Annotated in this window: 14 protein-coding genes; 5 read left to right on the plus strand and 9 right to left on the minus strand. The window is 70.6% G+C overall.

Annotation, left to right across the window (positions count from 1 at the left end):
- Positions 1–82 precede the first annotated feature (82 nt).
- From EV382_RS13035 to EV382_RS33400, 5 genes are all read right to left on the minus strand, one after another.
- Positions 83–2584: a tetratricopeptide repeat protein gene (locus EV382_RS13035; RefSeq protein WP_130401847.1), complete on the minus strand. Its 2502-nt coding sequence runs from the start codon at positions 2582–2584 to the stop codon at positions 83–85.
- Complete coding sequence (locus EV382_RS13040; protein ID WP_130401849.1) at positions 2581–2934, minus strand: hypothetical protein; 354 nt, start codon at positions 2932–2934, stop codon at positions 2581–2583. The genes EV382_RS13035 and EV382_RS13040 overlap by 4 nt, the downstream gene beginning before the upstream one ends.
- Before the next feature lie 80 nt (positions 2935–3014).
- Positions 3015–3587, minus strand: a complete 573-nt coding sequence (locus tag EV382_RS13045; RefSeq protein ID WP_130401851.1) for a peptidoglycan-binding domain-containing protein — start codon at positions 3585–3587, stop codon at positions 3015–3017.
- A gap of 123 nt (positions 3588–3710) precedes the next feature.
- On the minus strand, positions 3711–4376 hold the full coding sequence (locus tag EV382_RS13050) for a response regulator (protein ID WP_279636470.1): 666 nt from the start codon (positions 4374–4376) through the stop codon (positions 3711–3713).
- On the minus strand, positions 4373–5221 hold the full coding sequence (locus tag EV382_RS33400) for a sensor histidine kinase (RefSeq protein ID WP_244236658.1): 849 nt from the start codon (positions 5219–5221) through the stop codon (positions 4373–4375). The genes EV382_RS13050 and EV382_RS33400 overlap by 4 nt, the downstream gene beginning before the upstream one ends.
- A gap of 113 nt (positions 5222–5334) precedes the next feature.
- On the opposite strand from EV382_RS33400, the gene EV382_RS13060 reads away from it, so the two are divergent.
- From EV382_RS13060 to EV382_RS13080, 5 genes are all read left to right on the plus strand, one after another.
- Positions 5335–6048 carry an ABC transporter ATP-binding protein gene (locus EV382_RS13060; protein ID WP_130401855.1) on the plus strand — a complete coding sequence of 238 codons (714 nt, stop codon included), beginning with the start codon at positions 5335–5337 and terminating at the stop codon, positions 6046–6048.
- Entirely contained in the window at positions 6042–6794 is a 753-nt protein-coding gene (locus EV382_RS13065; protein WP_208758395.1) for a hypothetical protein, read from the plus strand. Before EV382_RS13060 ends, EV382_RS13065 begins: the two co-directional genes overlap by 7 nt.
- Positions 6791–7432 carry a hypothetical protein gene (locus tag EV382_RS13070; protein WP_130401857.1) on the plus strand — a complete coding sequence of 214 codons (642 nt, stop codon included), beginning with the start codon at positions 6791–6793 and terminating at the stop codon, positions 7430–7432. The genes EV382_RS13065 and EV382_RS13070 overlap by 4 nt, the downstream gene beginning before the upstream one ends.
- Before the next feature lie 76 nt (positions 7433–7508).
- Complete coding sequence (locus EV382_RS13075; RefSeq protein WP_130401859.1) at positions 7509–7853, plus strand: cupin domain-containing protein; 345 nt, start codon at positions 7509–7511, stop codon at positions 7851–7853.
- Positions 7854–8273: 420 nt separating this feature from the next.
- On the plus strand, positions 8274–18857 hold the full coding sequence (locus EV382_RS13080; protein ID WP_130401861.1) for a toxin glutamine deamidase domain-containing protein: 10584 nt from the start codon (positions 8274–8276) through the stop codon (positions 18855–18857).
- Between the two features lie 94 nt (positions 18858–18951).
- On the opposite strand, the gene EV382_RS13085 is transcribed toward EV382_RS13080, so the two are convergent.
- From EV382_RS13085 to EV382_RS13100, 4 genes are all read right to left on the minus strand, one after another.
- On the minus strand, positions 18952–19533 hold the full coding sequence (locus EV382_RS13085; protein ID WP_244236659.1) for a sigma-70 family RNA polymerase sigma factor: 582 nt from the start codon (positions 19531–19533) through the stop codon (positions 18952–18954).
- A gap of 175 nt (positions 19534–19708) precedes the next feature.
- A complete protein-coding gene (locus EV382_RS13090) occupies positions 19709–23005 on the minus strand; it encodes a right-handed parallel beta-helix repeat-containing protein (RefSeq protein ID WP_130401863.1) in 3297 nt (1098 codons plus the stop codon).
- The gene (locus EV382_RS13095; protein ID WP_130401865.1) at positions 23002–25401 is read right to left on the minus strand and encodes a hypothetical protein; all 2400 of its coding nucleotides are present in this window, start codon (positions 25399–25401) and stop codon (positions 23002–23004) included. Before EV382_RS13095 ends, EV382_RS13090 begins: the two co-directional genes overlap by 4 nt.
- Positions 25402–25572: 171 nt before the next feature.
- Positions 25573–26730 (minus strand): hypothetical protein, encoded by a 1158-nt coding sequence (locus EV382_RS13100; protein WP_130401867.1) that lies wholly within the window; start codon positions 26728–26730, stop codon positions 25573–25575.
- Positions 26731–26863: the final 133 nt, after the last annotated feature.

Genomic DNA, 26863 nt, shown 5'->3' on the forward strand with positions numbered 1-26863 from the left:
GCACTGCCGGTACGGCCGGTGGCGGAGCCGGATCGACGCGACGCGGCTCCGCCACCGGCCCCCTGTTTCCGGGCAGGCGCTGTCAGCTGTTGAACGACTGCGCGCCCAACTCCCAGCGGCGTAGGTCGACCGGAGACTGCGTGGCCAGCATCGCCTTGATGTTCTCCCGCAGGCGGCGCAGGTGCAGGGAGAACGCCTGCGGATTCGCCCCGCCCCAGCGGCCGAAGACCTCCTCGGCCTCGGCGTTGCACTGGAACGCCTCGGTGCGACGATCCAGTTGCCAGAGGTGTCCACTCAGGTTCGCCAGGACGGCGGCCAGGTCGAGTTCGAAGGCCGCCGCGTTGGCCCGGACGAGGTCGCGGAGGATGCCCACCGACTCCTCGGCGGCCGTCACCGCAGCGTTCAACTGCCCCAGCTCGGCGTGGCGCAGGCTGACCGTGTTCAACGCGAGCGCCAGTTCGGGCCGGTACACGGACGGCTCGTCGTGGCTGAGCCGACGCCAGATCCGCTCCGCCTCGCGGACGGTCGCCAGCGCCTCCTCGCGCCGGCCCCGATGCGCCTCGATCACCGCCAGGTTGGCGAACGCCCCCGCGAGACCGCGCTCACCCCGCGCCGACCTGCGACCAGCGGTGAACAACTCGACCGCCCGTCGACCCGCCTCCTCGGCCTCGTCGTGCCGCTTGACGTGCGACAGCCGAAGGGCGAGATTGTCCAGCGCCTCCGCGAGCGCCCACCGGTACGACTCGGCCTCGTCGCCCGGGTCCTCGGCGAGCGGGGTGAGCAGATCCACGGCCCGTCGTGCACTGGCCAACGCCGCGGGGTAGCGAGTCAGTGCGGCGAGTCGGTGCGCCCGCAGGTGCAGAGCCAGGGCGAGCAGCGCGAACGTCTCGGGCGAGGCGGTGGCGGCCACTGCGGCATTGCCGGCCGCGACGGCCAGGTCGGTCTGCGCCAGCGCCGCCCGACGGTCCCCCGCATTGGCCAGCCGACGCCCGTACGCGATGTGCAACCGGGCCCGCTCGACCGGGTCCGGATTGCGGGCGAGACGGTCCGCCGCCAGGCGGGCCACCACCTCGCACGCCACGTTGTCGAAGTCGACGTGCCGACGGGGCGGCAGGAAGGGCTCGATCCGGGCCAGCAGCTCGACATCCACGTCCGGCAGGTCGACGATCTTCGCGAGTACCGCCCCACCGGCGGCGGTGGCGAGCGTCGGGTCGTCACGCAGGGCCGGCAGGAGCACCGTGGTGGCCACGTGCGGCCAGCCGGCCGCCACCTCGGCGAGCACGGTGAGCGCACCCGCCCGGACCCGGGCCGCCTGCGCGGTGGACATGCCCGCACCGCTCAGTACCGCGCGGACGACCCCGACCGCCCACGGCTTCGGAGCGTACGACGACCAACGGTGGCCGGGAAGCGCCAACGCCAGGTACGCCTCCCCGAGGCGGTCGGGCTGCAACGGCTCCAACACCCAACCGGCGTTGCGGGGTGGATAGCAGATCGAGTGGTCGGCCAGGAGCTGGGCCACCCTGCCCGGCTCACTGCCCACACCGGCGCAGCCCGCGACCGACTGGCCCACGTAGTACGGGACGGGACCGGCCAGGATCGCGACGAGAACCGCACGATCGAGCTGCTCGACACCGGTGGTGACGGCGTCGCCGGCCAGCAACTGCCGCCAGTGCGCGACCTCCCGGTCGAGCAGGTATCCGAACATGTCCACCAACGTGGCCGGCACCCGCAGGGTCCGATCGTGGCTGACCGCCACGGCGACCAGCGCGGCCAGTTGCAGGCTCAGTGCCGACCCGTACGCCGGGTCGGACAGATCCGGTGCGCGCACCGCGTCGATTCGGGAGTGGGAGATGAGCGCGGCGAAACGGGCGGCGGCGGCGTGGAAGAGCCGTTCCCTGGCGTCCGCGTCGGGTGCCAACGGGGTCAGCTCGAACTCGTCGACAGCCATCCTCAGGGTGGCCCGCAGCCAGTGCCGCAACGCCTGCCACCAGTACCCGACGGCCCGGGCCAGGACCAGCACCCGGACCGGGCCCTCGCGGTGCAGCCGAGGATCGGTGAACAGGGCTCGCAGGTCACTGCCGGGCCACCAGTCGCCGTAGTCGACGAGCACCAGGAGCCCGGCGGTGGCCCGGCGCCGATCGGCCGTGCCGACGCGATCCGGCTCACCCGGATCAAGATAGGCACGCAGCACCTCCCAGCCGGCCTTGCGGGCGGTGTCCGCGAACTGGTCGGCGAGGCGCGTCTTACCCTGGCCGCCCGGCGCGTGGATCAGCTGCACCGCGCGGTCCGGCCGGTCACGCCTGGCGGTCAGCCACTCCCCCAGCGCCCGCTGCTCCTCCTCTCGGCCGAGGAAGGGGACCACCCGGTGTCGCGCGTCGAGCAATTCGGCGAGGCGCAGGGTCTCCGCCGGGCGTGCTGCCCGGCCGGCCAGGGCGGTCAGTCGGTAGCGCGGCAACCCGAGGGTGACGTCGCCGTGGACGAGCCCGGAGATGGCGATGCTGGCCGGGGCGTCCGTCCAGGCGTCGCCGGTGTTGGTGAGGGCGTATCCGGCCGGGGCCGGGGCGTCGGACCGGTCGCGGTTCATCGGGGGCGGCGAAGAATTCCGCTGATCGCCTGTCCGCCGTCGCCGGCCGTGGCGTCCCCGGTGCGGGAAACCTCCATCGGCGTGGCGTCGCCGGCCGGGGCGTCGATGCCCGAGTTGGCGTATCCGCCACCCCGGGCCCGCGTCGCCCCCGTCTCCCGGGCGCGAACGGCGGACCGGGCCGCCGGGAGGGCAGCCCACAGGGCCACCCCGACCCCGGCGACCCCCGCCAACGCGGACGCCGCGGTCGCGATCTTGTCGGCCGAATCCCACCGCAGGACGACGAAGGCGCTGGCCAGAACGGCGACCAGCACACCGGTGACCACCAGCACGATGTGACGACGTGACTTCATGGGGTCATCGTGACGTGCCCGTCAAGTGACGCGCTACCGAGGAGCCCTCGGGCCGAGGCGGGGCACCGTCCTCGGCGAAGTCAGCAGCTGCGGGTGTTGTAAGTGGCCCAGTAGGGTCCGCCGCCCTGCGGCGGGTAGAACCGGTAGTTTCCGTCGGGCGAGCGTTGCAGGACGAATTCGTGCGAGCCGTACGCGCTCCTGGAACCCGTCACCCCCCGGTACACCACGTACAGCCAGCCGCTCTGGTTGTCGCGCTGCACAAGCCGGTCGCCGGCCTTCGTCCAGCTGTTGCGGCCCGCCGAACCGTCGGCGGAAAGGCCCTTGTCGCGCTGGAAATTCCTCGTCGCGGCATCGGTCTGGTCACCGAAGACGCCGTCGATCCCCGACGAGGGCAGGTAACCGTTCGCCCACAGGATGGTCTGCCACAGGCAGGCGACGTTCGAGTTGCGGTGCGTGCTGACGTTGACGACGCCCTCGTCATCGAAGTCGTCGGGCACCGCTCCGGTGCCGTAGATGTACGCCCGACCGGTGTAGGAGCCGCTGGCAGCGGCCGGCGTGGCGATCGTGACGTTGAGGCCGATGGCCAACGCCGCGCCGACAGCGGGCACAGCGACCTTTTTGAGTACGCGACGGACGTAGTGGAACGAGGACATGCATCTCCTTTGGATCGAGAACCATACGTGCGGTTGGGCGGTGAGGCCGGGTAGGACGCTACGGCGGGGTCGGCACAATCACCGCACAACTGGCGCACAGACCGTCTATCTCCCCGCTTCGGTTCAACAGCGTGGACGCACGAGACCTGCGTCGAACGCCGCGATCACGAGCTGCGCCCGGTCTCGCACGGCCAGCTTCGCCATCAGGTGCGTGATGTGTGTCTTCACCGTCTTCACCGAGATCACCAGAGCGGTAGCGATCTCGTCGTTCGACAAGCCACCACCGATCAGTGTCAGCACCTCGACCTCACGGCTGGTCAGCCGCCGCAGTGCCTGCGTCGGCCGATCCGGTCGGGGCGCCGTGACGTAGTGCGCGACGAGCCGGGTGACGATCGACGGCGCGAACAGCGATTCACCGCGGTGTGTGCGGCGGATCGCCTCGATCAGCTCGTCGGGGCGGGCGTCCTTGAGCAGGAACCCGGACGCGCCCGCGTGCAACGCCTCGTAGACGTACTCGTCGAGTTCGAACATGCTCAGGACCAGGACGCGGGTAGCCGACAGCGCCGGGTCGGTACAGATGCGACGGGTGGCCTTGAGGCCGTCGAGGTGCGGCATCCGGACATCCATCAGGACAACGTCCGGACGGGTGGTGCGGGCGCACGCCACGGCCCGCGCACCGTCGCCGGCCTCGCCGACGACCGCCAGGTCCGGCTCGTTGTTGATGATCATGGCGAGGCTGTGTCGGAGCAGCGCCTGGTCGTCCACCAGAAGCACACGGATGCCGCTCACGCCGCGTCGTCCCGAATCCGCGCGGTCAGGCAGAAGCCCGCGTCGACGTGCTCCGCCGACAGCGTGCCGCCGAGACTGCCGACCCGCTCGCGCAACCCGGCCAGCCCCTGCCCGGCACCCGGCAAAGCTCGCCATCCGTCGACTGACGGGCCGGTGTCAGCCACCGCGACCACCACATATGGGGCGTCCCGATACACCCGGACCCGCACGTCCGTCGGGCCCGCGTGCCGCGCGGCGTTACTGAGCGCCTCCCGCACCGTCTGGCAGACGGCGACCTGCACACCCTGCGACACCGGGCCGAGCGGTTCGACCGTCAGCCGTGTCCGGATCCCGGTGAGCGACGCCCCCTGCACGATGGCGGGCAGGTCGTCGAGGTTGTCCACCGGCGCACGACGGCTGGCGGCCGACGGCTCCCGCAGGACCAGGAGCATGCGGCGTAGCTCGGCCGTCGCGTGCCGGCTCGCCTCCTCGATATCGGTGAGAGCCGCCTGCACCTCGGCCGGCTTGGGTAGATGCCGGGTGGCCGCCGCGCGGACCGTGATCAGACCCAGGCCGTGCGAGACGATGTCGTGCAGGTCGCGGGCGATCCGCAACCGTTCGCCGAGGACCGCCTCGGAGGCGGCCCAGGCGGTCAGCCGCGATTCGTAGGCGGTTCGGTCGGCGCGCGAGCGCCGCACCGCCCACACCGCAGCCGCGACAGCGCCGCCGACAAGCAACGGCGGCAGTACGACCGCGAGTGGGCCCCGCGCGCCGACCGTACACGCGGCCATCACCAACACGCTGATCACCACGGCGACCACCGGCACGACCCTGGACCGCCCGGATGGGCGCGGATGCGCGTTCACCACCCCGACTGTAATTCTCAGACCAGGGTCTGACGGTCCGTGGACCGACTCGGCCGGCCGGATCCGAGAACGGTCCGATGTGTGCGGGGCGGATCGCCGGTTGACTCGACCTTATGATCACGATCGATCGCGTCAGCAAGACCAAGGGCAGGACGCAGATCCTGTACGACGTCAGCTTCGAGGCCCGACCCGGCCGGATCAGCGGCTTCCTCGGGCCGAACGGAGCCGGCAAGACCTCGACGCTCCGTATCCTGCTCGGTTTGGACAGTCCGCAGAGCGGGACCGCGCTGGTCTGCGGGCGCCCGTATCGGAAGCTGGTCCGGCCGCTCACGACGGTCGGCGCGCTCCTCGACGGCAGCGGTGCGCATCGGGCCCGCACGGCCCGCGCCCACCTGCGGTGGGTAGCCACGAGCAACGGCCTACCGGGCTCCCGCGCCGACGAGGTCCTCGAAATCGTGGGTCTGTCCGGTGCTGCGCGCAAGCGCGCCGGCCGACTGTCCCTCGGCATGAGCCGGCGGCTCGGGCTCGCCACGGCGCTGCTCGGCGACCCTGCGGTGCTGGTCCTGGACGAGCCGGTCAACGGCCTCGATCCGGCCGGGATCCGCTGGATGCGCGGGTTCCTCCGCGACAGCGCCGCGCAGGGTCGCACCGTCCTGCTCTCCAGCCACCTGATGGGCGAACTGGCGGAAATCGTCGACGACGTCATCGTGATCGACAAGGGTCGGATCGTGACCCACGGCAGCCTCGCCGACGTCACCGCCGGGCATCACACCCTTGAGGACGCCTTCTTCGCGTTGACCGCCACCGAGGCGGGCGGCTCGTGGTGAGCCTGGTCCGCGCCGAGCTCCGTAAGCTGCTCGGCCTACCCACCGCCTGGGTCGGCCTGGTGCTGGGCACGCTGATAGCGCCCATGGTCGTCGTGCTCAACGCCCCGTACACCCGCCGCGCGATCGCCGCCGGCACCCTCACCGACATCTCCGACCTTGGCCTACGCGACCTGGGTATCGGCCTGATCGGTCCGATGGTCCTCGGCGTGGTCGTGGTGAGTAGCGAATACACATCCACCGGTCCGGACTCCCCCGGCGCCCGCCAGCTCACCGCGACGCTCGCCGCGGTCCCCAACCGGATGCGTCTGCTCGCGGCGAAGACCACCGCGCTCGTACTGGTCGTCGCCGCACAGGCAGCGGTCACCGCAACCGCCACACTCACCCTCACCCAGGTGTTGCACGGCGACCACGTCCCGGTACCCGCCCCGACCCGAATCGCCGCCGCGATCCTCTACTGGACGCTGACCGCGCTGCTCGCGTACGCGATCACGCTGATCACTCGCAACGGCGTCGTGCCGCTGACCCTGCTGATCATCAACAGTTCCGTCGTTTCCGTGTCGTACCTGCTGACGAAGGTCACCGACCTGGCCTCCTACCTGCCGGACATCGTCGGAGCGAGGATGTTCATCCGCGGCGTGGACTTCCCTGTCGAGATCGCGCCGGTGACCGCCGGCCTGGTGATGACGGCCTGGGTCGTCGCGTTACTCGCGGTCGGTGCCGTCCTGTTCCAGCGGCGGGACGCATGAACACCGTCCGCGCTGAACTGTGCAAGCTGCTGACCCTGCCGTCGCTGCGCCTGACCGCGCTGCTGACCGTGGCCGCCAACCTCCTGCTGACGTACGCGTACGCAACCGCCGAGGCCCACGGCGAGCCGCTCGGTGACGACGCCGCCCTGGCGCCGCTCGGCTACAGCCAGGCGGGTTTCCTGGTGCTGGGCGTGCTCGCTGCGGCGTCCGAACACCAGGAGGGCGGCCAACTCCGCACGACGCTGCTCGCGATGCCCCGACGCCTGCCACTACAGGGGGCGAAAGCCCTCGCGCTGGCCGCTCTGACGCTCCCGGTGGCCGCCGCGACGGCGGCCACCAGCACCGTGCCGGCCGATGGGGTCGGCTGGGTGCCGGCCGCGACCGGGTACCTGACGCTCACCACGCTGCTGGGGGCGGCCGTCGCCGGCGTCGTCCGCCACGCGGTGCCCGCCGTGGTGCTGTTGCTCGGCCTGTACTTCATCGCGGGCCCACTGCTGCGGGCCAAACTGAGCAGCAGCGCCGCCTACCTGCCCGACACCGCCGCCCTCGACCCGTCCGGCGGTGCCGCCGCCACGATCACCTGGACACTCGCCGCCCTGATGCTCGCCGCTCTCACGTTCCATGTCCGCGACGTCTGACGCGATCACGAATGCTCACTATTTTGTCCCGGCGAACGCCTTCACCCAGTGATGGACGGTCCCTTAAGGTTCGGCCATGCTGATCGTCGAAGGCGCGGGCCGGTGGACCGTACCCGCCGGGGCCACCAACGACTGGGTCGAACATTTGAGAGTGCCCGACCTGTCGGTGGGGACGTACTGCATCCCGGCGGGCGGTGTCGACGATCAGAGCCCGCACACCGAGGATGAGATTTACGTGGTCACCGCGGGGCGGGCCCGGATCGTGACCCCGGACGGCGCGGCCGAGGTCGGCCCCGGTTCGGTGATCTTCGTGCCGGCCGGCGAGGAGCACCGGTTCGACGAGGTGACCGAGGACCTGGCGCTACTGGTGGTGTTCGGCCCTGCGTACGGCTCGCGCGCTCCCGATCAGCCAGCCGAGTAGCACAGCCGCACCCCAACCGCTTGCCGGGTGGACAACACCGCCCCTCCGCAAGGAGCAATCGGTCACGATTTCGCCAACCTCCATCGGTCCAGGTATGCCACCTTCACCAGAGTTTGGACAATTTTATACATAAAAGGTTACAGATTCTTAACACAAGAAGAGGATCAAGCGCTTTGATCCGAGCACTAGATTCGAGAGCGGAGGTCAAGGTCAAAGGCAGTCCAGCAGGCCCTGCATGACGTCATGCGGGCAACCGGTCGCGGATTGTGCCGTTGGGTGGTATGCCAGCGCAGGAGGCGGATCGACAGGTGGGTCGCTCCGAGGATTCACCTCGGCGGTGATAGCTGATTGTTCGAAGCGGGGCTGCGCCGTTGTGCGATGGCGAGCCCCCTTCTGCGCCGGCGTGGGGGTGTTGTTGCGGTGCCTGCTTTTCAGAGTTCTGAGGATCTGGCGGAGTTCTTCAAGTGGTTTTATGGTGAGGAGCTTCCGGGTCTGCAGCCGGAGCGTTTTTTCGCTTTGGCGCAGGAGTTGCACCAGGTCGCGGATTCTCTGGATGAGGCGGGTCTTGAGTTCCTGGACGGGGTGCGGACGATCCGTTCCGGGGTGATGGGCGCGGCCGAGGAGGCTTTCGTCGATTCGTCGGAGAATGTGGCGGAGTCGTTGGGGTTGGCTCCGGATTATGTGCGCACGTTGGCGCAGATGATGAATCAGTTCTCGGCGTTGTTCAATTATGTGATCATCACGGTGATGGCGATCACGGCCCTGTTGTTGTTCGAGTTGATCGTCGCGTTGAAGTTGTTCTGGATCAATCCGGCTCATCTGTTGGAGTGGTTGGCGAAGGCGCCGGCGGTTCGTCAGGGTATTTTCCGGTTGTTCATGCAGCTCGCGGCGAAGGCGAGTCTGGGTGCGGCGTTCAACATTCTGTACGAGTTGTTGGTTGATGTGTTCGCGCAGTTGATGAACCGGGCCAAGCGGTATCAGCGGGGGTGGAACAACAAGAACACCGGTGACGCGGCGGCGTCGGGTGCGTTGGAGAGCCTGGTCGGTGGCCTGTTCGGGCTGGGCGGGGCGGGCATGCGCCGGTTGGGTCGCAACACTCAGGTCGGGGGTAAGAGCGTCACGGAGCATCTCCCGACGGGCAAGGGCGGCAAAGCGCTCGGAGCCGGGGCGGGTCTGGCCGGTAACGCGGGTGAGGAGGTCGCCACCGAGGTCATCGTCGGTGGCATCCTCAACGGTCAGATCGATACCAACATCCTGGGCCCGACGGCGGTGTCGTCGGTGCTCAACGGTGTCACGTTCGCAGGTATCGGCGCCGGCCGGGACGCGATCGGCGGTAGTGGGGGACGACGCGACGACGAGCCGCCGCGCACGTCGAGCACACCACCCCCGGCCACGCCCCCGGCTGCGCCCCCGGACACGGTCGCGGACACCGACCCGGTACCCGCGTACGAACCACCACCACCGGCGTACTCCGACGTTGATGCCACCCCCGACACCAGCGCGGGCGCTGGCGCGGGTGCGGCGGGCACGGGTGGCGCGGGTTCGAGTGGCGCGGGTTCGCCTGGCTCGGGGGCCTCGGGTGGGACGTGGGGCGGATCCACGAGGGCCTCCACGACCAGCGGTAGCGTGCCGCCGATTGGTGACCCAACCGGCCCTCAGTTGGCGAGCATGCCGCCAGGTGCGCAGACCGGTACGCCGCCGGCCGTTCAGGTGGGCTCGCAGCCGGGAACGCAGGTGGGCTCGCAGCCGGGCATGCCGTTGGTCGGGCAGACCGCTACACCGCCGGCCATTCACGTGGGCTCACAGCCGGGAACGCAGGTGGGCTCGCAGCCGGGCATGCCGCCGGTCGGGCAGACCGGAACACCGCCGGCCATTCACGTGGGCTCACAGCCGGGAACGCAGGTGGGACCGCCGGGCATGCCGCCGGCCGGGCAGACCGGAACACCGCCGGCCATTCACGTGGGCTCACAGCCGGGAACGCAGGTGGGCTCACCGCCGGGCATGCCGCCGGCCGGGCAGACCGGTACGCCACCAAGCTCGCAGATGGGTGCCCAGCCGGGTACGCAGCCCGGCACGCAGGTCAGTGCGCAGCCCGGCACGCAGGTCAGCTTGCAGTCGGGTTCGCACCCGGACGTCGCACCGGAGGGTGTGGATCTGCCACGTGAGCCGCTGTTGATCGGCCCGGACAGCGTGTCGTCACTCGCGGTCGGGAGCGACAGTGACCGCGGGGCCGGCGACGCGGGGTTGACGCCAGCCACGGCACTTCCGGTGGCCGCGGCTGGTGAAACCTCCACCCTCCCAGCCACGCAGCTCACCGCTCTCCACCTGGCCCGCGACAAGGTCAGGCAGACACCACAGCGCCTCATGAACCACGGGGTGGTCCCCACCGGGCACGAACTGACCGACTCGACGACGATTCCGGACGACGAAACTGCACGCACCGAATTCCCCTGGCTGACGACGGTGAACCCCGCCGGCTCCACCACGAACTGCGTGCTCGTCGCGATGACATCGGACATCAGCTACGCCCAGTCCGAACCCTTCGCGGCACCGGCGGATGAGGCACAACCAGAAGCACACCTCCTGAACTATCAGCGGCAGCGGTTGGGACTGCCGGACACCGAGAGCCCTCCGGTTTTCCGCACCGATCACGCCTCGATTCGTGACGCCCTGACCGACGCTTCCGAGGGTGAACGAGGCATCGTGCTGGTCCGGGAAACGACGGGCGCAACGAGGACCGCACACGCCTTCAACGTGATACGCGACGCCTCCGGGGTCGTCTTCCTCGACGGGCAACACGGCGGACTCGCCCGTGTTCCACACCAGTACGACGAGTGGCTGTTCCTGCCGCTGACCCGCAACATCCCCACACTGGCGACCGCAGAGCTCGTCCGCCCACACGAGCTGAGTGGCACAGCAACCGGCCTCGACACCCCGCCGAGCAGGGCGGAAGCCGATCTCGCCGATCTGCCGCCCGAGGTGTTGGCCGAGCTCGACGCGTTTGCCGCCCAGTGGGCCTTCCAGACGGCGCTTCGTGCCGAGACCGGCGAGCGGCCGCCGGCCGTCGAGGTCGAGCCGGCGTACCCGGCAGGGGTTTCGATCGGGGAGTCCGAGACGCGGCCGTCGGCGCGGCAGCTCACCCGGGGCAGGGTCGCGCAACGCCGGGCCGTGGCGGCCCTCACCACGCTGCGGGACGCGCACCTTGAGACGCTGCGCCGTACCGGACTGGTCGGTCCAGCGGGCGAGGCACAGACGGGTGATGCGGCGAGCCGACCGTCGTCGGCCTCCCCGACCGATCCCCGCGTCGGAGCTGAGCAGGGCTGGGAGGTGATGCGTTCGGCGGCCACCACGATGTTCGTCGCCGACGGCGCACCACAACGGCCGGCGCTACCCCGGTTGGCGGAGTGGCTCGCCGCGAACGAGTCCCCGCCCGGGGCTGCGCCATTCTCGACCGCGGACGCCGTCGTGGCGATGCTCGCCGTCTACCTGGTGCGATGGGGGCGCATGCCCATTGGCCGGGTGCCGGACAGTTTCCGGCGCAACCCGGATCCGTCCGCGTTGGCATCCGCCCTGGGCGGCGAGTTCACCCCGATGGGCGACGCACGGCTGGCCTTTGCGGCGGTCCGCCGTACACCGAGGTCCATGGCGGTCATCCACGTGCCGGGAGATCCGGACCGGGTGTTCGGGCTCCTCGCCGATGACCGGTCCGGCACGGTCCTCCCCCGCTACATCGATCTGGGCGCGCCGAACTCGATGGACCGGGAGGCACGAGGGCCCGGCGAGGCGGTGTCCGACGAGTGGAGTCGGGCCATGGAGACCCCGGGCGCCCGGATACTGCTGTTGGGTCCGGATGGGCGGCCCGCCGCGGTGAGCGCCCTGCTGGCTGACCCGGGGACAGCCCCACCGCAGCGGAGCCACGGCGGGCCGACGGGCGATCGGGATCGGACTGTCGAGGCGCTGCTCGACCCCAGCCGTACGAGCCGGCGACCGGGAGCTCTGCCGTCGCGCTCGAATCCGGCGGCCACCCGGTTCCCACCACGCCCGGGGCTGCCTGCCAATGCGCTTCCCGCCGAGCAACCAGCGTTCGGGCGTCCGATCCCGTCCTCGATGCCGTCGACGGGCCCGGCGGCTCTCGCCGGTTCGGTCCCGACGACGTCTGGCAGCACCTCCGAAACGGACGATTCGGCACGGTCGGCGTCCGGTCCGGAGCCGATCTGGAGCACCGTCAGTCCGGTCGATGGGGAGGTGGCGGACGAGGTCCGTGCTGTTCTCGCCCGGACGCCCGAGCTGTTGAACGTTCCAGCCACCCCGCTCGATCCCGAAGGTTGGGCCGATCGTGCGGTTGACGTCACCCGCGAGACGTTGACCGGACGTGGGGTAGCCGTCAGCGAAACGGATCCGTTGCTGGTGGCGCTGCGTTCCACGCCGGAATCGTTTGTCAACACGCGTCGCCGCTTCGACATCAGACTGCCGAAGCGCCACTGGTGGGAGAAGACCAGGGTCCGACAGGTCCAGGTCGAGCTGGTGCCCAGGCCAACGTCGACGGACCCGGTGCTGGTGGACAACGGCGCCAGGGCGGGCCGGTTCGTGCGGGAACGGGTCGCGACCGCACGGGGGCATGGTCCTCGATCGCGTGGGCTCTGGCAGGTCATCGTGCCGTCCGAGGTCGCCGGTGTTCCGGTCACGGCGACCCTGGGGGTAGCCGACGCCCGTCCCGCCCAGTCCTCCAGCAACTCGGCCACCGCCATCGACTACACCCTGCTCTACGGCGACCCGCAGTCGTACCTCGTCGGTACCGACCTCGAACTGCGCGTCCAGGTGGACGGCGAGGCGGAGCAGACGAATACATCGCTCGGCAGACACTGGTTCCGGATCAACGAGCGGCACGCGCGGATGACACCCGCCGACGCGAGCTCGACGCCCCACAGGATGGACGAGAGTGGGCGCGCGCTGTGGCCGGAGAACCGTTTCGTGCTCGACGTGCAGGGAACAGCCGACCTCGCCGCAGAGGGTCTGTTGGGCGACATACCGGTGGCGGCTCCCGGCAGCCGGAACCGGCAACGCCTTCGCGACCAGTGGTCGTCGACGTTCTCGCTCCGCAGTTTGTTCACCGGCACCCGGGCCCCGACGGTGCTGCCCGGCACATCCTGGATCGGCCTGCCGAGCGCGGTGGGCGGCCTGATGGTGAAGGAGCTCCGGCCGGTCGCGGTGCAGGAGGTCGGCAGACCGAGTCAGGCGTTCCGCGCCCGCCGGCAGTCGATCTCCAGCCTCGGCTCCAGCCAGAGCATCAGCTCCACCACCGGGGTCCGGGCGCAGGTCAGCACAGGTACGGGTGTGCCGTACGCGCGGTTGAGCAGCGGACCGGTCTACCTGCGTACCAGCACCACCAGCACCAGCTATTCGCTGTCCTCCAACACCCGGGTGACCCAGGAATTGCGAGGTGTCCCGACCGTCGTGGTATGGACCACCTATGAGCTGACCCTCGCTCGGGCGGCGTACGTCGGCCGGCGGCGCTTCTGGCTCAAGCGACCACGGACGGCCAACACCGAGGTGGTGACGCTGAGGGTGCTCGAGGAGGTACCCGAAGGGCTCTATCACGCCGCTACCTCTCCGGTTCCGGCCCGCCCACCGGTGGTGGATCCCGGGTCGACGCCAGCACCGAAGCCCACCGTCACGCACGACACTGCCACGCACGACGCCGCCACGCCGCCCGCCGAGCAACCGCCGACGAAGGACGGGCCGGGGACGTCCGCGCCTCCTCTCGTGCGCCAACCAGATCAGGATCCCGCCGTCGAGCGTCGGCCGGACCAACTTCTGGTGGACCGGGTGGGAAACCTGGCGGTACGCGGGGAGAACCGACACCTGCCCAGCTACATGTGGCAGGGCGGTCGGCTGCGCGTCGATTCCGAGCCGCTCGGCGTGGAACTGCTCGCCGAACGGATCGCGGCCGAGATATCGCGGGTCCTCGCTCGGCCGGAGAACGCCAGGTACCGGGACTTCCTACCGAACTGGGACGCGGGCAAGACGAAGCGGGCGCTGATCGATCGAGTGCTCCAGGCGATGGTCAATCAGGAGAGTCTGACCGTGCAGGTCGGCCCGACCGCGCTGAGAGCTGACTTCCTGTCCCTCACCTCCGGTGAGCTGGCGTTCAACCTGGAGATGCCGGGCACCGACCGCCGCCACGTCCTGACGGTGGTGATACGCGCACGCCGGGCCAATCCGGAGAGCGGTCCGGAGCACCTCGGCACCCGGGACGAAAGCCGACGCATCACGCAGCCGCCGACCAGTCTGTCACCGGCGAAACCGCCGCAGTCCCGCATCGAGGAGGTGCCCGAGGAGGACGCAGGGCTGCACGAAGTGTCCGAATCGTCGGCTGGAGAGGGCCCGGCGACCGTGTCGAGCGCGCCACCCGCCAGTTCGACGACCGTCCGGTTGCCGCTGGTCCCGCGACGCCAGCGGCGAGCCAGGACAACGTCGACGGGGGTCACCAGAGGGGTCTCCACGAGCGTCGGATTCGACGTCAACGCGCGGGGTGCGCGCATGGCACATTTCACTGCTCGGCTGCGGTACCAGCGCCAGCGCGCCACGACCGTCTCCGCCGGGGCGGAGGTGATCTGGCTGAGCTTCGACCACGGTATCCAAGAACTCTTCCACGACGAGCACGTCGTCACCATGGAGCTGTCAATCCTCGACCACGCGGTGGGAACCCGGAACATGTCCCGTCGGTTGTTCGACAGCACGCCGGACGCCGAACCGATGCCGGTCGGCGGGGTGATCGAGTTCCGCCACGACTTCGTCTTCGGAGTCGCCCGCGACCGGACGTTCACCGCCGACCAGCAGCAACTGTCCCGCTCGGTCACGTTGAACCGGCCCACCGTCGAGCCGATCCAACTCGATGGCGCCCGGCGCGGCACCCTGACGCTCGACCTGCCGACCGAGGGGCAGAAGGTCACCGACTGGAGCTACGTCTCCTATGTGGAGGGCGGCGAGCAGCTGACCGCCGCTATCGCGGAGGCGATCTCCGACGCGCGGAGGCAGATGGTCGACGATGGCGCGTACGGCCGCGGTACGCGCGTCGGGGTTCGCACGCCGGGTTCCGACTCGTACCTCGAACTCAATCGGATCGGTAGACCGAACTGGCTGGCAAGCATGCTGCCGGCCATGTCCGAACAGCCGCTCGCGCTGACCAACCTCGGCGAGATCATCGGCAGCCCGTCGATCTACGGGACGGTGTTCGTCCGGGCGATCGTGGACGAGAGCTGCACAGGACCACACGACGTGTTCAGTGATGGTGGCGAACAGAGCTGGACCAGTATCGCCACCGTCAGCGGCTCGCGCAGTCGCGGCCGACAGCTCATCCTCGGAGCGGGACTCGGTTGGGACGGGGCAGTCGGCGACTCCGCCTCGATGGCGGGGCAGCTTCAGCACCGGCGCGCGTACGGGCGCAGCCGAAGCAGCGCGGTCGAGTTGGCCGGGGCTGTGGAGCTCAACGACACCTGGGACCCGGGGCGCGGTCTGGCCACGCCGGTGGTGGCCCGGGTCCGGTTCGTGGTGCATGCCGAACTGGTCAACCCGCAGGTCGTCGGTCCGAGCAAGGTGTACTCGGCCAGCAGGACAGTGAACGGTGGCACGGCGATCGGCACGATCCACGCCGACCACGCCCGGTTCAGCGGGGTCCTCGACGCAGCACGGCCGGCAACTGACAACGAGCCGGCGCTCGATCCGCCGCAGGTGTTCGATGTCGCGCCGACGAATCCGCTCAGCGCCCCGCCCGCAGTGCCCGGCAGAGCGGCGGACGGGGACCTTCGGCTGCCCGTACCACCGCAGTACGTCGGTGCCGGCCAACTCCTCAACCTGCCCGCCCTCGGCAACCAGATGATCGAATGGCTGCGGGGGATTCGTCTTCCGGCGAGCATTGGCGAGGGCCGGCATCTGATCGACGACGGCGAGGATGGGCTGGCGAACAAGGTCGTCGTGCTGACGCAGACCAGTGCCTCGCACCTCAAGGGAATGCTGAGCAAGGGCGTCGAGTCGATTCTGCTCACCTACCGCGGCCCAGCCGGGACCGACCACGTCCAGGTGGTTGTCCAGGTCGTCGCGCAGGACAGCGCCGGCCGGCCGACCGCACCGACGATCCACCGGGTTCACGCCGGCACGAAGAACCTTGAGATGGACATGATGGGGGCGAGCGCGAAGACCGACACGACCAGTGTCTCCCGCACCACCCACAACGTGGCCAGTCTGGCGCCCGGTGGCGCCGGTGGAGCGAACGGCGCCACCTCCGGAGCGGGTGAAGTCGGCTTGTTCCTCGGTACGTCCCGCAGCACCAACCAGTTCGACACCGTCGCCGACACCCACCTGAACATCATTGAGGAGTCCGGCTCGGAGGCCCAGACACAGCAACGAGTGGTGATCATCGCGCAGGTGTTCCACAAGGGGCGAGAGCTCGCTGAGCCGTTGCGGATCGACCATGACCTGTGGATGTCACTGCGGGCCAACCATCTGCGGACGTCGGCGCTCGAAGCTGGCCCGATGCCCCCGGCCAATCCGAGCGTCGGGATTCTGGCGAGCACACCAACGCCTGATCAGGCACTCCGATGGCAGGTTGGCGAGTGGGGGGAGCCCGCCTCGCTCACGCCGATGCCCGATCACTATCAGGTGGTGAACTTCCGGGGAGCGCACCCGGTCCAGTCCGCCACGGTTCTGGCGCTGCGGCGAGCGGGGGCCCCGAAGGAGGTGACCAGGTTGGGCGGCCGAGCCGCGCACCAGCTCACCACCGCGCTCTCACCGTCGCTGCTGTGGGGGCTGTCTCCGAAGCGGCTGGCCCGTAACCCGATCACCATTCCGATCGAGGGCGGCGGAAAAACCATGACGGTGACGCTGTACAGCAGGGTGCGGTCGGTCAGGTTGGAGGCGGTGCTGCCACAGATGTACCGCGATGGGCACCGCTATGCGACGAAGCTGAGTGGTGTCGGCTCGGGGATCGGCGCGTCCGACACCGGTGCCGTGGCGGGCATCGGCAGCCAACAGGTGAGCGCTCCGGCTGACGCTGGCGCGGCACAGTCGACCGGTGGTGAGCCGTCGGGGAGCCCGGCACAGCGGCCCGAGTTCTGGGGCGGCACCGACGGACGCAACGCCGACTCCTTCCAGGGGGGCGGCGGCGCCACCTACTGGGCTGGTTCACCTGCCGCGGACAGCGGCGGGGCGTGGCACGGCGGCTTCGCCTCCCACGCGCTGGTGTCGCAGCGGGGGCCGGTCGCGTTGACCTGGGTCTCGGAAGAGATCCTGGTGGTGGCGGAGGTGCCGCACGCCCGGGGCACCGCGCACGCGGCGGTGACGGTCACGGTTCCCGAATCGCTGAAGGTCTGGATGGCCTTGTCGGACGCGGCCCAGATTCTCGGGTTCACCACGAACCCTGACGCCAGGATCCAGCTCGACGAGGTCAACTCGGCTGCGCTCGCCTTGGAGGACGCGTTCGGGGCCTGGCAGGAGGCCGCCCGCGACCTGGAGCGGGAGCGGCTCGATTCGGAGGTGCAACGACGACGGGGCCGCTCCTTCCCCCCGGCTCCCGCACCCGACTGGCCGACCCGGGCCGAGATCGAGGAGGACGCGAAGACCCACGCGAGCGCGGCGGCCTATCTGAAGGCACAGCACGATTGGAACGCACGAAAGCGCGAGCTGGACACCCTGGTGATTCGCCTCAACACCGTCGCAGGGCAGGGCACGTCGTCGCCCCCTCCGGGCCAGACGGATCCGGACGTCAGTCAGGACTCGGTGATCGAGCCCGACCCGGCGCTCCCGCTTGAGCCCGACCCGGCGCTCCCGCTTGGGCCCGACCCGACGCCGCCGCGTGAGCCCGACCCGACGCCGGGTGGCGAGCAGGTTCCCACCCGCCAGCCGGTGGACGCGTCGGCGGCCCGCAGTCTCGCGTTCCGCATGACGCTGTCCGACGAGAAACCACACACATCGATCGATCGGCTCCACTCGTGGATCCGTGCGGTCGAGCCGCCGGCCCCGGATGCGGTGACCGGGCCCGATTCCCGGTCGTCCGACTTCCCCGCACAGGACTGCCTCATCCGGGCCGCCGGTGCGTTCTCGGTCATGCACGGCCGTGCGGCGAACAGTCCGACGACCGACGAATTCCGCAGTGCACTCGAACTGCCTGACCTGGTGACGGCTTTGGGCGGAACATGGCAAGCGGCCAACCGGGTCGCACCCCACGACCTGTGGCAGGCCCTGACGAACACCCCGAACGCCATGGTCCTGGTACGCGTACGCGACGACACCGCGCACCACGTGTACTGGTTGGTCTCCGACAACCGGTCCGGAACCACCGTCGTACGCGCTGTCGACACTCAGCAGCACGGCAGGTTCGACGAACCGGTGCGGCTCGACGACCTGACGGCGCAGCTGGCCCATCCCGGAACCGAGTTGCTCGCGCTCGACGGCGACGGGCGGCCGACCACGGTGCGGGCATTGCTCCCGGTGCCGGACGGCACCTCTCCCGCCCCACGCCCACCCGCTGGGGGCAGGCCGTCGTTCGCACTGTTGCCCGAGCTGTACGGTCTGTCAGCAGCGTCTCCGTCGATTCGCGGTCTGGGTGGCGCGCCGGCCCGGCGACGCTCCGATCCGGCGATGGGTTCGTCCCCCTCGGTTCCGGTGCTCGCTGCACCGCCTGACGAGCAGACCGTCCCGCCCGCCGCAGCGGCTGCTCAGCGGACGGACGTGCCGGCGCCGCTCCCCGCACCTCCCGCGCCCCCCTCGTCCGGCAGGCTGGAGAGCGATTCCTCGGCTCAGAAGCGACGCAACGACTCGGGCACCCGTGCGTCGACATCCCGGCGTCGGGACAGCGACCCGCGGCAGGAGGCCCGGGACCTGGCCCGGACCGGACTGGGTGCGCTGCCGTACCGCCCGGGCGCGGGAGCCTCGACCGAAAACGAGACAGCCGGATTCAGCAGCCTGTTCCCGTTCTTCGGACCCCCGTCGGCGGCCCGGATGAAATAGGACATCCAGCTGCGGCAACCGAGCCGTGGGTCACGCCCTCATCGGGGTGCGGGACCATCCGGCGAGCCCTGGGGCTCGGGCGTCCCGCCACGGGTCAATCTCCGTCGGTCCGCCCGATCGCTGCCCGCAACGCCTGCAGGGCGTAGTGCGCCCGCGACTTCACGGTTCCCTCCGGGATCCCCAGTCTGGTCGCGGTCTCGTCGGTCGAGCGACCATAGAAGTACAACTGGATCAGCACCGCACGGTGTGCGGCGCTCAGCTTCGGTAACGCGCTCCGCACCGTCTGGGCCGTCACCACGTCCTCGGTCACGTCGATCGTGCCGGCATACCAGGTCAGATCGGTCACACCGATCTCGGCTGGCCGTGCCTGGCGGGCCCGGGCGGCGTCGATGGCGATGCGGCGGGCCACGATGAAGAGCCACCGGCGGATCGACTCACGGTTGTCGGGCAAGCGGTCGATGTGCCGCCACGCCTGCAGCATCGTCTCCTGGAGCAGGTCCTCCGCGAGCTGCTGGTCTCCCCAGCACAGCCGCAGGAGAAACCGGCGCAGCGGCTCGGCGTTTGCGGCGTACACCCAACGCATGCGCGCCTGTGGCCTCATGGTGTCCGACGCCCCGTCCGCGTCACTGTCGTCGTCGGCGTACGCCGTGCCGACGGTGCTAGCCAACTCGAACATGAGTCACCTCCCAAACCGTAGCCATCAAGTCCCGCGTCGGTCCCGCGACGGGTCGAGGACGACGCAGGCGTGCGAAAAGCCCGGTGAAACCCAGGGACGGATCGGTGCGCCCCGGGCCGATGATGTGTGCAGCCAGGGTGGGCGCCGCGCGGACCACCGAGGTGTCGACGCGTGATCACGTCCGCGTCACATCCTCGACGAGCAGTGTTCGCAGCTGCTCCACGTTCGGGTTGACCAGGGCACGGATCCGGCCCGCCTGGCGGGTGATCGCCTCATCGAGCACCTGCCGCGCGTAACGGCCGTTGCCGAAGGAACGGGTCCGCGGGATGTGCTCGAAGTGCTCACGCAGTGCCACCAACGTCTGGCCGGGACACTCGTAGCCACTCGCTTCGGCGAGGTTCTGGAAGATCGCCACCAGATCGGTCGCGTCGTAGTTGGCGAAGTGGATCCGACGCGAAAAGCGGGACGCCAGGCCGGCGTTGGTGGCGAGGAACTCCTCGATCTCGTCCTCGTACCCGGCCGCGATGACCACCACCTCGTCCCGGTGGTCCTCCATCAACTTGACCAGGGTGTCGATCGCCTCCCGGCCGAAGTCCTGGCGGGCGTCCGGCGGTGCCAGCGTGTAGGCCTCGTCGATGAAGAGCACTCCGCCCCGGGCCCGGTCGAACGCCTCCCGGGTGCGCTGCGCGGTGTGACCGATGTACTCGCCCACCAGGTCCGCCCGGGCGACCTCCACCAGTTGGCCGCCGGCGAGCACACCCAACGCGGTCAGCAGCTCGCCGTAGAGTCGGGCCACCGTGGTCTTACCCGTGCCGGGCGGGCCGGAGAAGACCAGGTGCCGGGAGACCGACGGGGCTGGCAGCCCGGCCTGGACCCGGGTTCGGATGGTGGCGAGCAGATCGACCATGTCGGCCACCTCGCGCTTGACCTCCGCCAGACCGATCATGCTGTTGAGCCGGGCGAGCAGGCGGTTGAGGTCGTCGTCACGCGCCTCCCCGGCGTGTACCCCGCTGGTCGCCGGCGCGCCGAGGTCCTGCGGCAGCAGCTGCGCCAGTTCGACGCCGGAGGTGTCGCCGGCCTGGGAGAGCCGGTACGCCTGGCGTCCGACCATCTCCTCGAACACCTTGCGGGCCACCCGGGCGTTGCCGAAGTTCACGTCCCGGTTCATGCCGTCGAAGAGGCTCGCCAACGCCAGCCTGGTGTCGTACTCCAGGGAGTAGTGGTGCGTGCTGCAGAGCCGCTCGACAATGGTCACCAGTTCGTCGGTCGAGTAGCTCTCGAACTCGACGTTTCTGGAGAAGCGGGAGGCCAGGCCGGGGTTGGCGGCCAGGAAGGTACGCATCTGCGCCGAGTAGCCGGCGACGATGACCACCACTTCCTCCCGGTGGTCCTCCATCAGCTTGACCAGGGTGTCGACCGCTTCCCGGCCGAAGTCGTGGCCGCTGCCACCCTCGATCGGGGCAAGTGTGTACGCCTCGTCGACGAAGAGCACCCCGCCCAGTGCCTCGTTGAACTTCTCGGTGGTCTTCACCGCGGTACCGCCGATGTGCTCGGCCACCAGGTCGGCCCGGGAGACCTCGACCAGCTGACCGGAGCGCAGCACGCCGAGGCCGGCGAGGATCCGCCCGTACAACCGCGCCACCGTGGTCTTTCCGGTGCCGGGCGCGCCGGCGAAGACCAGGTGCCGCGACATCGGCGGCGCCGGCAGTCCGGCGGCCGCCCGCCGTTGGCTGATCTGGTGCAGCCCGACGAGCGTCGCCACCTCGTGCTTCACCCCGGCGAGCCCGACGAGCGCGTCCAACTCGGCCAGCAGCGAGGTGGTCTGGTCGGTGCCGGCGCCGGGACCGGCCGGCACCGCGGCGGCGGCGGGTCGCGGCAGCTCGTTGCCGGGTGCGGCAGGGTCACCTGGGGTGCGGGGACCGACCAGCGCCGGGTCCGCCGGCCGAGCGTTACCCGGGCTGCCCGGGCGCACCCCATCACCGCCGTTTCCGACCATCGTGGTCTGCGCCACGTCGACCGGCTCAGATGTCTCCCGGAGCAGGCCCTGACCCACGTTCTCGATCAGCTCACAGCCGTCCAGCCGCCCGGACGCGGCGCCGACGAACCGCACACCCGGCCCGCCGCTGTGATGCACCCGGGTGCCGCGCAGGGTCAGGTTCGCCGCCCGCTGGGCCAGAATTCCGACCGTACGGGCGCTGCCCACATCCGATCCGGTCACTGTCGCCGTACCGTTGACCAGCAACCCGACCCCGCAGCCCTGCACCGTCGCCTGGTCAGCGTTGAGGGTCGCCTCGGCTTCGACCAGGATTCCGCCGAACCCGCACCGCTCGATGCGGACCCGTTCCACCCGTGCCTGCGCCTGGTCGAGCAGTCGTACCCCGTACTCCTGGATGTTGTCGAGCAGGCAGTCCTCGACCAGCGGGGTGGCCGAACCGCCGACCACGATTCCGGTGGGCCCACCCCGCACGGTCAGCCCGCGGACCGTGCCCGTGGCTTCGCCCTGGAACAGCAGCGCGCCGCCCGGGCTGTCCGTCAGCTGGCCGCCCTCGATCAGTGGTGCGGCCGACCCGCTGACCGCGATCGCGGCGGCCTGGGCGCCGGTTATCTCGCCGTTGATGAAGGCGCCGGTGGCTTCCTCCAGCACGAGCAGTCCGTGCCCGTGGGCGTCGTGCACCTGGCAGCCGCGCAGCACCGGGGCGGCGGTGCCGGACAGCACCACGCCATGCCCGCCGACCGTACGGATCGCACAACCCTCCAGGGTCGGCTGGCCCCCGGTGACGATCACCCCGGTCCCGCTCAGGTCATGCAGCTGACTGCGGAGCACGCGCAGCGTGCCGCCCTCGACCACCACTGCGGAGCCGTCGACCCTGGTGATCTCACAGGCGTCGAGCGTGCCGCGCCCGTCCTGGCTGCAGTGCACGCCGATGCCACGGATCTCGGTCAGCGTGCAGCCGCGCAGCACCGGGTCCGCGCCGCCGACGATCACCACTCCGGCGCCGCCCGTGTCCCGGACCGTCGTGGCGCTGAGCGTGCCGCCACCGGTGCGCTCGAACAGGAGACCGGCACCGCCGGGGTTGCTGACCTGGCAGTCGTGCAACTCCACCGCGCCGCCAGGCACGTGTACCGCGACGATCCCCTGCCCGGCGACCGTGCACTTGGTGGCAGTGAGCAGGCCCCGCCCGACCTGGAGCGCCGGCAGGTTCGCCGAGCCGCCACGCACCGAGATCCCGCGTAGCGTCACGTTTCCCGCGGCGACGAACAGGGCCACCCCGTCGCCGCCGTCGATGGTCACCGTGCCCGGGCCGTCCTCGGCCACCACTGTGACATCTCGGACGAGTCGGAGCTGCTCGTGGTATGTGCCCGGCTGAACGACGATCATGGCACCCGGGGCAGCCTGTTCCAGCGCCGCGGTGATGCTCGGCACGCATCCCGGCTCGGTCTCGGAAACCGACAGCATGTTAGCCACGCTCATTCATCCTCATCAGCCGTGACAGCACGGGCGAGCGCCGGTGCGGGGTAGGGGCGGCCGGCATCGTCCAGGCCAGGTGCGAAAGACAGCGGTACGGCGTCGCCGGCGACCGGCGCGCCGCCCTGGTCGGCATCGCGCAACCGGTCCAGGACCCGCTCGGCGCTGTCCCGACCGCCTCGGTACGACGCCTTGAGGTCGCGCAACAGAACCCGGGGCGACCCGTCGGGGGCGGTGTCGTCGACCGCGAGAACCTGGAACCGACTGCCCGGCGGGAAGATCGCGGAGGCCGGCTTATGGGGGTCCAGGGCGTCCAACCGCCGTGCGGTGACCGACCAGATGACGAACCGCACCACGGTTCCCGTACCCCTCGTGGGGGTCAGGTCGACGTCCACGAAGGCCGGTTCGACCACTTCGTCACCCGGCCGGTAGACGGCGGCCAGACCCGGGTCGACGAGCCCGTGCTGAAAGACCGGCCCCAGGACCGACGGCAGTCTGCGCAGCCCATACCCGGCGCTGCGGGCCACCAACAGGAGTCGGTCCACCTCGGCGTCGGGGCCACCACCTCGCAGGACCTGATTCACCAGGTCACGTTCGCCGCAGCAGTACGCCCGGACCGCGACCAGCCCGGCGGCGAGTTCCCTGGAGCCGCCGGCCGCGGCCCGCAGCCCGGGTGACTGTGCCAGTGTCCGGGCCACCACCCGGGCGTGTGCGTCGTACCGGCCGTCGAGCGCCTGGCGCAGCGCCCCCGGGTTCGCGATCGCCTCCTGCCCATCGACGTCGACCAGCCAGCGAGGTGCCGGCCCGGACGGTCCCTCCGGTCGCGGAGCCCACGGGGTCACACTCGTGTCCGGGGCCTGCCCATGTGCGTGGATCGGCGGCGGCGACCCGACGGGTTCGGGCGACGGTGGTGCCGCGAGCGCGCCGGCGACGCCCGCGAGCGATTCCGGCTGCCAACCCACAACCACGGCCGTCGGCTCCTCGGGCTGGCCGAGGCCCGTGGCGCTCGTTGGCACCTCCTCTGCCGCGGTGCCGGCCGGCGAGGTGGTGGTCGATCCGGTGTCGCCGGGCTGAGGGGTGCCGTCCGACACCGGCACCAGCAGCGCCGGCCAGCCCGGGTGCGCGATCCAGTGGTCGGACGTGAGCAGGGCGAGGATCTCCGGGACGATCGGGGTGGGTGCCGATACCGGTTCCGCGCCGTCTGATTGAGCCGGGGCGGTCGGCTGCGCCGGGATCGTCGGTACGGCGGTGCCGAGTCGGTGGGAACGTGCCGGCCGGGGAGTACGTCGACGGACCCGCGCTGATGGTCGGGGCGGCAACACCGCGCCAACCGGCCGAACCCGACGCGGACCGGAGGCGCCGCCGGGCTGCCGACGGCCCCACAGGGCGAAGCCACCGGTGGTCCGCAGCAGCCCGGTGGCGGTACGGGTGACCGGCCCGTCGGCCACGTACAGCGGTGCCGTGAGCGCGTCGGCCAGACCGCCGAAGAGCAGGTCGGCGGCGCCTCCCCGCACCGGGACGCCGTAGGTGACGAGCACCAACGGTCGCGTGTCCCCGGCCCGACACACCTCGATCAGTTTCGCCAGTGCGCGGGGCGGCACCGGCCGGTTGTTCAGCCGGAATCCGGTGACCCGCACCGAGATCTCGACCAGGAAGCCGGCCAGGATCGGGGCGTTGCCCAGCACCGTTTCGTCCACGAATGACCAGCCCGCCGCGGTGCGTACACCGGGCATCGTGGCGGGCACGGTGGCGGCGGTCGCCGACGAGCCGCGGCCGGCGCGGGGCGCGGGCCGGGCCGGCGACAGAACGCGGGGCGGGCGTCGGCCCGGCAGATCGACCAGACCGCCGTTCGTGTGCAGGAGCACGTGTGGCCAGCGTGTGGCGACAGAGAGCCGCACCGCCGGTGGCGGCGGCACTGCCGGGGGTGGCAGTGGTGCTGGGGACGGCAGTGGTGGCCAGGGCGGTTCGGACCGGACGGCGCCCTCCGGGTCCACCGTCCGCCAGGGCACGGGCTGGAGCACGGCACCGGCCGAGACCGTCAGCTCGGTCTGCGGAAACGTAACCTCCTGGCCGATCCACTCGGCCAGGAGGTGCACCTCCTTGGCAAGATCGACCGAGGGGGCGTACGACCCGAGGGGCACCAACCGGACCCCGGTGGCGACACCGCCGAGGTGCTCAAACAGCGCGTCCACCAACTGCTCGAACAGATCGGGGCGGGCCGTCATCGACGGCGCGCTCACCACTGCCCGCCGTCCCTGCTCGGCAGGCAGGGAGGCGGCCAGCCTGAGCGCCGGCGTCGACGGATCCGCCTCGGTACGCACAGTGAGCGCCTCGCCGACGTACTCCACGATGGGTGCAGAATCCGGCGGGTCGGCGCTCGCGGGGGAGATTGCGGTACGCACAGCAGTCAGGGCCGCGCCCGTCGGGTCAGGGCAGCCCGCACCCGACGCGGGCTGGAAACCACGCACCGGGGTCGATGCCCTTGGTTCGCGTCACCGCCGGGTGTGGCCGCCACTGTTCAATCTCCCTCACCTACAAGATCGGATACACGACGACTAACGCTCGAGGCGGGTTCAAAGGTTGTCGGGAATTTTTTCGCCACCAGGAGCATCCGCAGGAGATCCTTCGCCATCCTGGTCCGGGCTGCCCTCCTCGACCGGCGCGTAGAGGGTCGAGAGCGCCCGGTGGAGAGCAACAACGTCCACTTCCGGCACGACGTAGTGGTTTGTCCGGATCGCGCCCAGTAGGTCAGGGTCCGGCGCCAGCCCGTACGTGCGCAGGTAGTAGGCCGCGGCGTCGGTCCAGATCCAGTGGCCGTCGGTGAAGAACCCGGTGGGCACCACCTCGCCGGCGGCCGGATCGACCACGTCCGGGCTCCGGGTCGGCGCGATCAGCAGGGGCGTTCCGTCGGCCAGGTATTCCAGGATCTGGTCGCGTTCGTCGCCCTCGAGCCGAGGGTGGTCGGGCGCGAAGGCGGGCCCGTGCTCGGGGTCGAACGTGTCGTACACCCGCGCCACCAGCGGCGTGACCGGCGGTGCCGCGGTCCAGAGCAGGGTGGAGAACCCGAGGGTGTTGCGCTGATACGCCGGCAGCTCATCGGGGTCGACGAAAACCTCGACCTGCGGATCCGTCTCGCCGACAGCCTCCAGGGCGTCCTGCACGTGAACGGCCAGCGCCGGCACCGCCGCCTCGTCACCACTTTGCAGCAGGTAGATCCGGCGCGGCGGTGGCCACTGGGCGTCGATGGCGGGGAACCGCCACGCCCGCCACAGGGCGACCACCGCCGCCCCGTCGTTCCGCTGCGCCTCGACCGCGTCGACCGCCGCCCGGTCGACGTCGTCGGCGGCGCCCGGCCCGTCGTACGGCACGGTCAGATCGATGCTGTACGGCACCGCGGCGCCATGTTCGGCCAGCTCATCGGGGCTGACCGGGGCGACCCCGTACGGCGGCAGCGGGTCATCGTCGGCGCGCTCGATGTCGACAAGCGCCTCGGTGTCCTCCCCCGCCGCGACGAGGGTCGCGGAGAGCAGGCTCACGTCACCCTCCGTCATCGGAATTCGACCGGCCAGGGCGGCAAAGAGCACCGACTGGGCGATCTCCACGAACTCGCCCTCGGCCAGCCACCGACGCGCGGCGGTGGTCAACTCGTCCGGCAGCCGGCCGGACATCCGCAGCAGCAGAGCGTGAAAGGCGGCAACCTCGTCGATGGACGCCTCAACCACCTGTGTCATCGCGTCGCCCTCTCCGTACCCAACGTTGTGCGTGGACGGTCGGTCCCGTCACCTGCCTCGGACGTCCTCACGACGGACAGCAGGTCCACCCGGTTCAAATTGGCTGCGGCCGGCGCTCGCGCGCCGGCCGCAG

The organism is Micromonospora violae, from assembly GCF_004217135.1.
In the GTDB taxonomy this organism is placed as follows: domain Bacteria; phylum Actinomycetota; class Actinomycetes; order Mycobacteriales; family Micromonosporaceae; genus Micromonospora; species Micromonospora violae.

Excerpts from the sequence above, each read along its gene's own strand:
- EV382_RS13035 (WP_130401847.1), bottom strand. The coding sequence starts at position 2,584 with ATGAACCGCGACCGGTCCGACGCCCCGGCCCCGGCCGGATACGCCCTC.
- EV382_RS13040 (WP_130401849.1), bottom strand. The coding sequence starts at position 2,934 with ATGAAGTCACGTCGTCACATCGTGCTGGTGGTCACCGGTGTGCTGGTC.
- EV382_RS13045 (WP_130401851.1), bottom strand. The coding sequence starts at position 3,587 with ATGTCCTCGTTCCACTACGTCCGTCGCGTACTCAAAAAGGTCGCTGTG.
- EV382_RS13060 (WP_130401855.1), top strand. The coding sequence starts at position 5,335 with ATGATCACGATCGATCGCGTCAGCAAGACCAAGGGCAGGACGCAGATC.
- EV382_RS13070 (WP_130401857.1), top strand. The coding sequence starts at position 6,791 with ATGAACACCGTCCGCGCTGAACTGTGCAAGCTGCTGACCCTGCCGTCG.
- EV382_RS13075 (WP_130401859.1), top strand. The coding sequence starts at position 7,509 with ATGCTGATCGTCGAAGGCGCGGGCCGGTGGACCGTACCCGCCGGGGCC.
- EV382_RS13085 (WP_244236659.1), bottom strand. The coding sequence starts at position 19,533 with ATGTTCGAGTTGGCTAGCACCGTCGGCACGGCGTACGCCGACGACGAC.
- EV382_RS13090 (WP_130401863.1), bottom strand. The coding sequence starts at position 23,005 with ATGAGCGTGGCTAACATGCTGTCGGTTTCCGAGACCGAGCCGGGATGC.
- EV382_RS13100 (WP_130401867.1), bottom strand. The coding sequence starts at position 26,730 with ATGACACAGGTGGTTGAGGCGTCCATCGACGAGGTTGCCGCCTTTCAC.